Origin of the sequence: Pseudomonas sp. S8 (assembly GCF_050473925.1) — a bacterium.
Taxonomy (GTDB): Bacteria; Pseudomonadota; Gammaproteobacteria; order Pseudomonadales; family Pseudomonadaceae; genus Aquipseudomonas; species Aquipseudomonas parakoreensis.
This window is the reverse complement of the sequence record NZ_JBFDVZ010000016.1, coordinates 3,833,390-3,845,152: the sequence shown is the minus strand read 5'-3', so window position 1 is coordinate 3,845,152 and position 11,763 is coordinate 3,833,390. Positions and strand designations below refer to the sequence as shown.

Annotated in this window: 12 protein-coding genes; 3 read left to right on the top strand and 9 right to left on the bottom strand. The window is 61.4% G+C overall.

Annotated elements, in window-relative coordinates; all coding sequences use genetic code 11:
• Window positions 1-32 precede the first annotated feature (32 nt).
• Genes AB1J88_RS18455 through AB1J88_RS18430 form a run of 6 tightly spaced genes read right to left on the bottom strand, consistent with a single transcriptional unit; the run spans window position 33 to window position 4,275 of the window.
• Window positions 33-1,712 carry an AMP-binding protein gene (locus tag AB1J88_RS18455; protein ID WP_430291669.1) on the bottom strand — a complete coding sequence of 560 codons (1,680 nt, stop codon included), beginning with the start codon at window positions 1,710-1,712 and terminating at the stop codon, window positions 33-35.
• A complete protein-coding gene (locus AB1J88_RS18450; protein ID WP_086793854.1) occupies window positions 1,709-2,254 on the bottom strand; it encodes a hypothetical protein in 546 nt (181 codons plus the stop codon). The genes AB1J88_RS18455 and AB1J88_RS18450 overlap by 4 nt, the downstream gene beginning before the upstream one ends.
• Window positions 2,251-2,505: an acyl carrier protein gene (locus AB1J88_RS18445; RefSeq protein ID WP_041074867.1), complete on the bottom strand. Its 255-nt coding sequence runs from the start codon at window positions 2,503-2,505 to the stop codon at window positions 2,251-2,253. The genes AB1J88_RS18450 and AB1J88_RS18445 overlap by 4 nt, the downstream gene beginning before the upstream one ends.
• 9 nt (window positions 2,506-2,514) lie before the next feature.
• Window positions 2,515-2,790 (bottom strand): phosphopantetheine-binding protein, encoded by a 276-nt coding sequence (locus AB1J88_RS18440; protein ID WP_041074865.1) that lies wholly within the window; start codon window positions 2,788-2,790, stop codon window positions 2,515-2,517.
• Window positions 2,774-3,580: a lysophospholipid acyltransferase family protein gene (locus AB1J88_RS18435; RefSeq protein ID WP_041074863.1), complete on the bottom strand. Its 807-nt coding sequence runs from the start codon at window positions 3,578-3,580 to the stop codon at window positions 2,774-2,776. Before AB1J88_RS18435 ends, AB1J88_RS18440 begins: the two co-directional genes overlap by 17 nt.
• Entirely contained in the window at window positions 3,556-4,275 is a 720-nt protein-coding gene (locus AB1J88_RS18430) for a beta-ketoacyl synthase chain length factor (RefSeq protein WP_041074861.1), read from the bottom strand. The genes AB1J88_RS18435 and AB1J88_RS18430 overlap by 25 nt, the downstream gene beginning before the upstream one ends.
• A gap of 362 nt (window positions 4,276-4,637) precedes the next feature.
• Between AB1J88_RS18430 and AB1J88_RS18425 the strand changes: the two genes are divergently transcribed.
• Window positions 4,638-5,408 (top strand): ParA family protein, encoded by a 771-nt coding sequence (locus AB1J88_RS18425; protein WP_041074859.1) that lies wholly within the window; start codon window positions 4,638-4,640, stop codon window positions 5,406-5,408.
• A 131-nt stretch (window positions 5,409-5,539) separates the two neighbouring features.
• Here AB1J88_RS18425 and trxC read toward each other — a convergent pair whose 3' ends face one another.
• On the bottom strand, window positions 5,540-5,974 hold the full coding sequence (trxC, locus tag AB1J88_RS18420) for a thioredoxin TrxC (protein WP_430292698.1): 435 nt from the start codon (window positions 5,972-5,974) through the stop codon (window positions 5,540-5,542).
• A gap of 193 nt (window positions 5,975-6,167) precedes the next feature.
• On the opposite strand from trxC, the gene AB1J88_RS18415 reads away from it, so the two are divergent.
• Together AB1J88_RS18415 and AB1J88_RS18410 are read left to right on the top strand one after the other, a co-directional pair.
• A complete protein-coding gene (locus AB1J88_RS18415) occupies window positions 6,168-6,464 on the top strand; it encodes a type II toxin-antitoxin system HigB family toxin (RefSeq protein ID WP_430291667.1) in 297 nt (98 codons plus the stop codon).
• Complete coding sequence (locus tag AB1J88_RS18410) at window positions 6,461-6,862, top strand: helix-turn-helix domain-containing protein (RefSeq protein ID WP_430291666.1); 402 nt, start codon at window positions 6,461-6,463, stop codon at window positions 6,860-6,862. The genes AB1J88_RS18415 and AB1J88_RS18410 overlap by 4 nt, the downstream gene beginning before the upstream one ends.
• A 6-nt stretch (window positions 6,863-6,868) precedes the next feature.
• On the opposite strand, the gene selO is transcribed toward AB1J88_RS18410, so the two are convergent.
• Together selO and mscK are read right to left on the bottom strand one after the other, a co-directional pair.
• The gene (selO, locus tag AB1J88_RS18405) at window positions 6,869-8,332 is read right to left on the bottom strand and encodes a protein adenylyltransferase SelO (protein ID WP_430291664.1); all 1,464 of its coding nucleotides are present in this window, start codon (window positions 8,330-8,332) and stop codon (window positions 6,869-6,871) included.
• A gap of 48 nt (window positions 8,333-8,380) precedes the next feature.
• Window positions 8,381-11,734: a mechanosensitive channel MscK gene (gene mscK, locus AB1J88_RS18400; protein WP_430291663.1), complete on the bottom strand. Its 3,354-nt coding sequence runs from the start codon at window positions 11,732-11,734 to the stop codon at window positions 8,381-8,383.
• Window positions 11,735-11,763: the final 29 nt, after the last annotated feature.

Genomic DNA, 11,763 nt, shown 5'->3' with positions numbered 1-11,763 from the left:
AGCCCAGCGGGAGCAAGCTCCCTCGCCACAGGTTATGCATCGGCGGCTCCTAGCAGGATACGTCCGCTGGAGCAGGTCGCGGTGTCATTGCGGTAGGCGAAATACAGCTTGCCGCGCTCGGGATCGAAACGCAGATGCAGTTGGACTTCATCGCCCGGGCGCACCAGTTGCTGGAATTTCAGCACTTCCATGCCGGCAAATTTGCCGGGCAGGTTCAGCAGTTGTCGGCCGAGGTTCAGTGCCCATTCGACCTGCACCACGCCGGGCAGCACCGGGGCTTTGGGGAAGTGGCCGCTGAAGTAGGCCAGATCCGGTGGAACACTCAATTGCAGGCTCCACTCGCTGTCGGTTTCGACTTGCTCCAGCACTTCTGGCGCTTTCGGCCGTGGCGCCAGCAACAGTGCTTCGATGTCGGCCTGGGGCAGTTTGCCCTGGCTGTTCAGCGGCAGTTGCCGCACCAGACGCCAGCGCCGGGGCAAGGCCAGCGCTTCGCAATGCTGGCTCAGGTGCTTGCGCAGGGCTTCGGTCAGGCTGCGGCGGCCGTGTTCACGCAAGGCAAACAGGCCAGCGTCGCTGAGCACCAGCAGGGCGCCGAGTACTGCGCGGTTTTCCTGAACCACGCCCAGCCGTGCTTCGGCGACCCAGTCATTGGCGCCCAGTGCCTGTTCGAGCATCGGCAGGGAAATGCGCTTCTCTTCGAGTTTGACGATACGGTCCAGCCGCCCAAGCAGCTCGAAACGCCCGTCGGCAGCGATGCACGCAGCGTCGGCGGTGTGTTCGACATGCCCCGCCGGCAAATAGGGGGAAGCGATCAGCAGGGCGCCGTCGCTGTCCTGGCTCAGTTCAACCCCGGCGAAGGGCTGCCACAGGCTGGCGCCTTGGCGCCAGGCGATGCCGCCGGTTTCCGAGCTGCCGAGGATTTCGGTCGGCCACTGTTGCAAGCGTTGCTGCAGGCTCTGTGCCGCGTCTGCCGGCAATGCACCGCCAGAGGAAAACACCCGGCGCACGGCACTCAGTGCCGGCCAGTCGAGGTTGTCGCCCATGCGCTTGAGCAGCGCCGGGCTGCCGACCCAGGCGAAGGCCGGATGCTCGCGGCTGGCGCGTTGCAGATCTTCCGGGAACGCCAGTTGCCTGCGCACGAACGGCCGTCCCGCGCACAGCGGCCACAGCACGCGGAACAACAAGCCGTAGATGTGCTGAGTGGCGACACTGCCGATGATCCAGGCTTCACCCAGATCCGCCCCCCACAGCTGCTCCAGGGCTTCGACCTCGTTGGCCAGTTGGCGCAGGGTCTTGTCGATGCGCTTGGGCTCACCGCTGGAGCCGGAGGTGCACAGGCTCAGGCGGCACTGGTCGAGATCCAGTTCGGCGCCGGGCAGGGCAGGCTGCAACAGATCGCTCAGGTGTGAATCATCGGAGTGATCGCTCAGCCACAAATCGACTTCGCTCGACCAGCGCTGGCGGGTCTGCGCTTGCAGGTCCGCGGGCAACAGGACGCTGACGCCGGCGCGCCAGGCCCCGAGCAGGGCGATGGCGAGGTCGGCGGCATCTTCCAGGTGCAGCGCCATGCGCTGCACGCCGCGTGCCTGCAGGCCGGCGGCAATGCTTAGCGCCTGCTCGCGCAGTTGCGCATGGTCGAGGGCCGGGGTGTCGGTGATCGCTCGCCCCGGCAGGGCCTTGAGCAACAGTTGCTCAAGTTTTATCCAGTTCATTTACGGCCTCTTACCCGTTGTCGTATCAGCCATTCAATGGCAAACATCAGGCCGATCAATCCGTAGGAGATCAGGCCGGTGTACAACATCCACCAATGCAGCGGCGCCCACAGGGTCAGGAGCGCGGCGCACAAACCGTTGCAGAAGAAAAACACGCTCCAGGCCACGGTGACCTGACGCGTGTAGCGGATCGCCTCGGGCGGCAGTTGCGGCTCGCGCAGTCGCGCCAGGCGCTCGACCATCGGCGGGCCCCATTTCAGGCTCAGGCTGAACAGCACCAGCATGAAGCCGCTGATCAGCACCGGGTACCAGCGCAGCAGCAGCGGACTGTCAAACAGCGCCAGCAGCAGGCAGAACACGATCGCCACGCAGGCCATCCACAGACTGCCTGGCTTGCGCTCGCCAGTCAGGGCGCGCGCCAGCCACAGGCTACCCAGCAGCAGCCCGAACTGCCACGGGGCGAAGTGCTCCATGCCGAAATACACCGCAAAGGGGTACAGCAGCCCCGCCAGCAGCAGGCCGAGGCCGATCAATCGGCTCATGCGGCCGGTTGAACCAGACGGTAGACCGCCTCGACCACGTCACCGACGGTGCGCACCGACTTGAATTCTTCGGCGGCGATTTTCTTGCCGGTCTGGCGTTTGATGTGATCGATCAGATCGACCGCGTCGATGCTGTCGATCTCCAGATCCTGATACAGGTTGGACTCCAGGCTGATGCGCCCCGGATCCAGTTCGAACAGCTCGACCAAGGCATCGCGCAGGGTGTTGAAAATGTCGTCACGAGTTTGCATGGTCCGGTCTCAAGCTGCCTGTTTTGCCGTGACGAATGCCGCAAGGCTCGCCACGTTGGTGAAGTGGTTACGGGTGTCTTTGGCGTCGGCGTCGATCTTGATGCCGTATTTTTTCTGGATCGCCAGACCCAGTTCCAGCGCGTCGACAGAATCCAGGCCCAGGCCTTCGCCGAACAGCGTCTGTTCGTCACCGATATCGTCGACGCTGATGTCTTCGAGGCCCAGGGCATCGATGATCAGCCGTTTGATGTCGCGCACCAGGCCAGGGTTATTCAGATCGCTCATCTTCGGCGAGCTCCTTAATGAAGTAAGAGTGCAAATAATCGTTGAGCTTGCGCGAGGCCTGCGGTGCGGGGCCTTGCGTGGCGAAAGTCTGTGGGTCTATATCGGCCCCGACACGAAAACTGAAGTGCACGCGGCGGTGGGGGATCCGATACCAGGGTTCGGCCTTGGTCAAGGTGGTCGGATTGACCTTGATGACCACTGGCGTAAGGATTTTCGCACCGCGCAGGGCAATCGCTGCCGCCCCCCGATGAAAGGCGGGCGCCTGACCGGGCTGAGTGCGCGTGCCTTCGGGGAAAATGATCAGGGTCTGGCCGTTTTGCAGGGACTCGGCGGCGGCGTCGAGCATGTCCATGCTGCCGTCATTGCTGATGTATTCGGTGCGGCGCAACGGGCCACGAGTGAACGGGTTTTCCCACAGGCTTTTCTTCACCACGCAATTGGCTTGACGCACGAGGCCGATCAGGAACACCACGTCGATCAGCGATGGGTGGTTGGCGATGATCATTTGCCCCGGGCGACCGAGACGTTCCGCCCCTTGAATGTCGTACGTCAGCACACCGGTGCGGGCCATGAAACGGACGAAAAACCAGAACAGCCGACTGACGGTCTGCCGTGCGCGCTGACGATGTTTCAAGGCATCGCCGGGCAGGCAACCGAGCAGCGGAAACACCAGCAGGCGCAAGCACAACCCGCCCAGCCCGAACAGCGCGAAACTTGCGGCAGTGGCCAGGAGGCGCCAGTAGTAGGCGTCGCGGTTTTTCTCGGTCACGGGTTGCGTTGCCAGGTCCATACACGATTTTTCCAGGCATGTTGGCAATGGGTTTGCTGACCGAGCAGGGTTCGCAACAGGTTCAGTGCGTGTGGCCAGTGCGCTTTGGACACTGCTTCCTGGCCGCTGTTCAAGGTCAGCCGCCAGTCGGTACCGGGGGTGAGCAGCAAACCGACCGCGTAAGGGAACGGCACGTCGTCGATCCACTGCGAATAGGCTTGGGGCGGCTGTTCTTCGGTGATGATCAGCAGCACCGCCGGAGCGCCTTCATCGAGCAGGGCGGCCGCTTCGAGAATGCCATGTTCCAGGCCATCGCCTGCGGCCGCAAGGGCCGTCATTTCGCTGGTTTCGCCGCGCATGATCGACCACAGACCGATGATCGCGTTGTGCACCGACAGGCTGAACTGAGTCGGCGACAACGGCTCGTCCTTGGCCAGGTCACTGAGGATCTCGAAGGTGCGCGGGGTTTCGCCGTGTCGTGAAACAAACACCAGCGGCAGGTTTTCCCGTCCGTCGGCCAGTGGCCAGCCGACACTGAACGCCATGCGCGCCAGACGGCTGAGGCGCCGGCGCTGCATGGCGGGCAGAAACGACACATCGGGCGCGGCATCGCTGTCCGGGAGTACGACCGGTTGTCGGCTCCAGGCCTGCCACGCGTCCACGCTGTCGAGCCCCGGGGCCCATGCGCGCCATTGGGCGATGTTGAAGTTGATCACGGATGTTCATCCTGCCCCTGCGGGCTTTTTATGACGCTTTGAGTCGCCAAAGCCGCGGCTGACCTGATGTGGCGCTTGGCGCCGGGTGGCGCGCATTATCCCGGTGCGACGAGTGTGTAGCAAATGTTGGTTACGTTTTGCGCAGCAAAATGTACCGAGTGGTCCGCAGAAAAACTGTCACTTGGCCATTATCCGCATCGTGCCGGATTTGTCTGTCGGGCCTGTCAGCGCACACGGCAGGTTTTTGCCCTCTGTGCCCGCTGATTTTTGCACCTGACTCTGTAGTCCGCGTCGTTGAAGGTAGCGAAGCGTACGCACAGGCAACTACACTCGGTCATTCTTTGATACACGGAGGTTTTGTCATGCGGCGCGTGGTGTTCAATCAGAAAGGGGGTGTGGGCAAATCCAGCATTGCCTGCAATCTGGCGGCAGTGAGTGCCAGCGAGGGCTATCGCACGCTGTTGGTCGACCTCGATGCCCAGGCCAACTCCACTCAGTATCTGACCGGGCTCACTGGCGATGACATCCCCATGGGCATTGCCGACTTCTTCAAACAGACCCTGTCTTCCGGGCCGTTTTCGAAGAAAAACCAGGCCGACATCTACGAAACCCCGTTCGACAACCTGCACATCATCACCGCCACCGCTGAACTGGCCGATCTGCAGCCCAAGCTTGAGGCCAAGCACAAGATCAACAAGCTGCGCAAATTGCTGGATGAGCTGGACGGCGAATACGACCGGATTTATCTCGATACGCCGCCAGCGCTGAACTTCTATGCGGTGTCGGCGCTGATCGCTGCCGATCGGGTATTGATTCCCTTCGATTGCGACAGCTTCTCGCGTCAGGCGCTGTACGGGCTGCTGGCGGAGATCGAAGAGTTGAAGGAGGACCACAACGACGGCCTGGAAGTCGAAGGCATCGTGGTCAACCAGTTCCAGGCCCGGGCCAGTCTGCCGCAGCAGATTCTCGATGAGTTGATTGCCGAGGGCTTGCCGGTGCTGCCGGTGTATCTGAACAGCTCGGTGCGCATGCGCGAGTCGCACCAGGCCAGCACCCCGCTGATCCACCTCGACCCACGGCACAAACTGACGCAGCAGTTCGTTGAACTGCACAACCTGCTCGAAGATCACTGATTTCCGGATTGCACGCCACCCTCCTGTGGGAGCGAGCCTGCTCGCGAAGCGGCCAGCACGTTCAACATCTTGGTTGACTGAACGGGCGCCTTCGCGAGCAAGCTCGCTCCCACATGGGGGCCTGTGGAGGGTCAGATGCCCTGGCTACGCAGCCACGTCAGCAACTGCGGCAATGGAAACGCCCCGCTCTGACGCGCCACTTCCCGGCCGTTCTTGAACAGAATCAAACTCGGAATCGAACGAATCCCCAACTGCGCCGACAACTGCTGATTGGCTTCGCTGTCGAGCTTGGCCAACCGGCACTTGCCCGCCAACTGCGCCGCCGCCTGCTCGAATACCGGCGCAAAGGACTTGCATGGCCCGCACCAGTCCGCCCACACATCCACCAACAACGGCAGATCACCCTTGATCTGGCTGGCGTAGTCACCTTGCTTGAGTTCGAACGGCTTGCTCAGCAGTACCTCGGACTTGCAGCGCCCGCATTTTGGCTGGTCGGCGAGGCGTTCGGCGGGGATGCGGTTGAGGCCGTTGCAGGCGGGGCAGGGGATCAGCAATGGGGTGGTCATGAACGAGGTCCAGTGAAGGGCGATAAACACTAGTTGGAGACGTTTGCTCATATTTTCAATCATGCGGATTTCAATGTTGGATCTAGGCTGAGTCGTACCGAGGCAGACCGTTGGTCTGCCTGGATGTATCGCAAGTTGCGATAATTTCATTTTGTGATTAACTCCCCATAGCAGAATGCGATAAGGATGTTGCATGCATGTGTTCAGTGAAAAACCCATTCGAGAGGCCAAGGAGCACTGGTCACAGGCAGCAAGCGCGCTAGCGCAATGGTTTCGTCTGGCAAGCAGGAGTAATCCAACGGACTTCGCGGCAATGAAGTCGATATTTCCTGCCACCGACAAGGTGGGTGATCTCCACGTTTTCGACATTGGTGGCAACAAATTGAGGCTAATCGCTTTTGTCAGTTATCGGTCACAAAGGCTCTACATCAAACATGTGCTCGACCACCGCGAATACGATCGGGGCAAATGGAAGGAGGGAAAGGTATGAGTAGTTTGATCAAGACAGTTGCCGAGCACTGGGAGTTTGTCTCTCCGTTGCTGCGCAAACCGAAAAATGAAGAGGATTACGACGCCTTGGTTCAGGCTGTCGGCGAGATCCTTGAGATAACCGGTGATGATGGCTCGCACCCACTCGCGAGTCTGGTGGACATCATCAGTGACTGGATTGGGGAGTGGGATCGCGCACACCATCCGATGGCCGAGGCGAGCGGCGAAGAGGTCCTCGGCTACCTGATGCGCGAACATGGACTGACTCAGAGCGACCTGCCGGGTGTGGGTACTCAATCCGTTGTTTCGGAAATTCTGAACGGCAAGCGCAAGTTGAACTTGCGGCAAGTTCGCTGGCTGGCCGACTACTTCAAGGTGCCTGTAGACGTATTCATCTAGGCTGCCTCAAGACGAACAACTGATCTCCAGATGCTTGCCCCACTCCGGCGGCCGTTCGGCATAACCTTCCATTCCCGGCTGTTCGTCGAACGGCTTGCTCAACACCGCATGCAGCCGGCGTACCTCGGAGTAGTCGCCTTGTTCGGCGGCATCGATGGCCTTTTGCGCCAGGTAGTTGCGCAGGATGTACAGCGGATTGACCGCGTGCATACGTGTGCGGCGTTGTGCCTGATCGCTGTCGCCATCGCGGGCAACCCGAGCCACGTAACGCTCGCCCCAGGCGTCGAAGCCTTTGATGTCGACGAAGTCATCGCGCAATTGGGCGACAGCCTGTTCTGCTGAATCTTCGCCGAGGCGGCGGAAAAACAAGGTGTAGTCGACGCCGCTGTTCTGCATCAGTTGCAGCAGGTCTTCGAGCAGTTTCTGGTCGTCATCCTCGGCGGTGGTGAAGCCGAGGCGGCGGCGCATCAGGTCGAGGTAGTGCGCCTGGAACAGCGGCAGGTACAGGCCGAGGGTTTCGCGCAGGGCTTCGACGCTGATGAACGGCGTCAACGCCTGGGCCAGGGCGCTGAGGTTCCACTGGCCGATCGGCACTTGATTGCTGAACGAGTAGCGACCCTGATCATCGGAATGGTTGCAGATGAAGTGGGCGTCGAAATCGTCAAGAAAGGCGAACGGGCCGAAGTCGAAGGTGATGCCGAGGATCGACATGTTGTCGGTGTTCATCACCCCGTGGCAGAAGCCGTACGCCTGCCATTTGGCAATCAGTTCGGCATTGCGCTCGACAATTTCGCGGAACATCGCCAGATACGGCTCCGGCTGCTCCAGGCATTCGGGGTAGTGCATCGCCAATACATGCTCGCCGAGCTGCTTCTGCTGCTCGGGACGCTTGGTGTAATAGAAATATTCGAAGTGGCCGAAGCGAATGTGGCTCGGTGCCAGACGCAGCACCATCGCCGCGCGTTCCTGTTTTTCACGCCACACCGGAGTGTCGGAGCCGATCACACAGGCCGCGCGTGAAGACGGGATGTTCAGCGCGTGCAGCGCTTCGGAAGCGAGAAATTCACGGATTGACGAACGCAATACCGCGCGGCCATCGCCCATGCGCGAAAACGGCGTCTGCCCGGCGCCCTTCAGATGCAGATCCCAATGTTCGCCGGCCTGGTTATACACCTCGCCGAGCAACAGCCCGCGACCATCGCCCAGTTGTGGCGTGTAGCCGCCAAACTGGTGCCCGGAATAGACCATCGCCCGCGGCTCGGCATCGGCCCACAGCTTGTGGCCGCCGAACAGTTCGGCAAATTCCTGAGTGTCCGCCGTCGTCGGCTCGAGATCGAGCAAAGCCAGGGCCGCAGGACTGGCGACGACCAGACGCGGGTTGTCGATCGGCTCGGGCAGCACATGGGCGGAGAACGCGTCGCCGAGGCGGGCGAAGCGATTGTCGAAGGTCAGTTCGTCGAGGGCTTTCAAGGGCCGGCTCCAGCAGAATGTCCGAGCATTCTGCTGGGATCAGACCGGTTAGTCGAGTTTGGCCGGCGGCGGCTCTTGCAGCGGCTTTTGCTCCGTGCCGATCGGGACGATGGTTTTGTTCTCGTCTTCGATGGGTACCAGCTTGTATTCCTGGCCATGAAGGTTTTTCAGGTACACCTCCATCTGGCGGAACGAGATGTTGATGTGCTGCTTCTTGAACTCGCGGTTGATGAAGCGGTTCACTTCATCGATTACCGGGTTGCGGTCACCGAGGTCACGCACGTGCATGCGCAGTTCGTGATCGAGGGTGCTTTCGCCGAAGTTGAGGAAGTACACGTGCGGCTCGGGTTCCTTGAGCACGCGTGGGTTTTCCCGGGCGGCCTTGAGCAGCAGTTCCTTGACCAGATCCAGGTCGGAGCCGTAATCCACACCGAGTTTCAGCGTGACGCGGGTAATGGTGTCGGTCAGCGACCAGTTGATCAGTTGTCCGGTAATGAACGTCTTGTTCGGGACAATGATGTCCTTGCGGTCGAAATCGGTGATGGTGGTGGCGCGGATGCGGATCTTGCTGACCGTGCCCGACAGGTTGCCGATGGTGATGGTGTCACCGATCCGCACCGGGCGTTCGAACAGGATCATGATGCCGGAGATGAAGTTGGCGAAGATCTCCTGCATACCGAAACCGAGACCGACCGACAGCGCCGCCACCAGCCACTGCAACTTGTCCCAGCTGACGCCGAGGGTCGACAGCGTGGAAACGAAACCGACGCCGGCGATCACGTAGGACAGCAGCGTCGTGGTCGCATAGGCGCTGCCCTGCGCCAGATTGAGTTTCGACAGCACGAACACTTCCAGCAGACCCGGCAGGTTGCGCGCCAGGGCGAAGGTGATGCCGATGATGATCAGCGCGCCGAGCATGTCGCCGATGCTGATCGGCACCATGCTCATGTTGGCGCCGGTGCCGCTGGTGTATTCGTAAAGGGTGATGTTGTCGAGATACGAGAACACCGAGATCAGGTCAGCCCAGACCCAGTACAGCGCGGCGATGAAGCCACCGAGCAGCGCCAGACGGATCAGGCGCAGGGACTGTTCGTTGACCTTCTCGATGTCCAGGGTCGGCTCTTCGATCACCGCTTCGCCGTCGCCGGCCTCCTTGGCCGCCTGACGTTTGGCCAGGGCGCGCTGATAGGCCAGGCGGCGTGCGGCGACCGCCAGACCACGGACGAAGGTAGCCTCGATCACCAGCCAGAACATCAGCAGGTACAGGGTGTTGATCAACCGGTCGCTGAGTTTCAGCGCGGTGTAGTAGTAGCCGAAGCACACCGCGACGAACAGGGCGATTGGCAACAGAGTGAACATCACGCCCACGGCCTTGCGGAACAGCGAGGTGTTTTCGTGGGCCGGGCTGCTGATCAGCAGGCGGCTGAGCAGCCATGCCATCAGCGCGTAGCAGGTCAGCACCACCGGCATGCCGATGACGTCGTCGGCCAGCGCCGCCGGTTGCAGTTCCGCCACCGCCACCACGGTCACCAGCGCCATCACCACCAGCCCGAGGCGGCGGATCCAGCCCTGAAGGAACTCGACCTGCGGCTTGTCCCAGCGGAAATGCAACTCGGCCACACCGCCTGGCGAGAGAATTCGGTAAGCGGTGTAGAACACCAGCCACGCCTGACCCATTTGCAGCAGCGCCGCGCCCATGTTGGCGTTCTGCCCGCGGGCATCGATCTGCAGGGCCAGCCCGCACAGCGCCAGGCCAAGGGCCACCGGCATCGCCAGCAGAATGTTGATCAGGATCGCCTGCGGGGTATGCCACTGGCTGTCACGCTTGAAGTGACCGATGTCCTGGTGAACCTTGTTCAGCCGCGCATACAGCGCCTTGCGCCGCCACAGCAGAGCGCCGATCAGCAGGGCCAGCGGCAGAAACAGCAGCGGACGCTGGGTCAGGCCGTCGGTCAGCTCGCTCAGGCTTGAGGCCAGCGGCAGGGTATCGATCTGCCGCTTGAGCCGCTCCGGCACACCGCGTAGCCATTCCGTGTCCAGTGGCTTGTTGCTGGGGATCCAGAACATCTGCTCGTCGAGGGTCGCACGCAGGCTCTGCGCGGTGCTCAGCAGTTGTTTCTGGTTGAGTTGCAGGGTGATCGATTCGTTGAGCACCGCGCTCAGTTCACGGTTCAGACGCTCCAGCAGGTCGGCGCGGGTGTTGGCCAGTTCCATCAGGCTCTTGCGCAGTTGCGGGGTGACTTGTTCCGGTGGCTGGGTGGAAAGCAGGTTGTCGACGTAGGTCGCCGGGTTGCTCAGCAGTTCGCGCTGCTGACTGACTTCGAACTGATACAGGCGAATGTCGGCGATCTGGTCCGCCAGATCGCGGTCGACCTTGAGCCGCGGCAACGCCTGTTTCTGCTTATAGAGAATCTTCGACAGCAGCAGGCTGCCCTTGAGCACGTTGATCTGCTCGTCGAGGGCTGAGTCGCTCTGGGTCAGGCTGTCGAGTTGCTGTTTGGTCTGCAGGTTCTGTTGGGTGACTTCGTTGAGGCGGTCGGTGCTTTTGAGCAGGTAGTCAGAGAGCTTGAGGTTGGCGGCGCTTTCAGTGGCGAGCAGGCTGCTGCCGCCGGCCTTCTGTGCCTCGATCGATTGCTGGGTGACGGTTTCCTGCGACTGTGCCAGGCGCTTCTGGTTGATCAGCGTCTGCAGTTCCTGGATCTCGCGATCGAGTCGGTCGGACTTCTCCGTGAGCAGGTCGTGCTGGCTGTTGCCCAGATCCTGCAACTGGCTGTTGCCGGCCAGTTCCTGGCGGCGCAGCGGGATCAGTGCGTTCAACGCGGCGAGCTCGGCGTTCAATTGATCGCGTTGTTCGGCACTGACGGTCTTGCCGCTGTCCTTGCCGGACTTGAGGATGTTGTTGATCTGCTGGATGCGCGTCTGGCTGGCAGAGATTTCTGCCTGCGCACGCTCTGGGCGAGTCTGGGCGGTGATGATCAGGCTGTTGGCATCGGCCAGGGCTTTTTGCAGGTCACTTTGCTGGGTCGAGCGATCGGTGAGGATCTGCTCCAGCTGCTGGATCGACTCTTTGCTGAAACGCTGCGCCACCGGCACCACTGCCGTGGCCTTGAGGCGTGCCAGTTCGCGGGTGTTCTCGATGGTCTGCCGCGGGGCGGAAGCCAGTTGCTGCTTGAGGTCGATCAGCTTCTGGTCGTAATCACGCCGGCTGTTGAGCTGGTTGAGCGTGGTTTGCAGGACCGTTTGCAGGGTCTTTTTGTCGGCATCCGGCAGTTTGCTGTCGGCCAGTTTGTCCAGGCTGGCCTGCACGGCTTCGCTGGACGGCGGTTCAGCGGCATACAGCGGGCCGACGGAAAGACTCAGGCCCAGCAGGGCCGCGAAAAAGAAAGAGCGCAGGGTAGGCATAGAGACCGGTCAAGCAAGTGAGAGTGGAC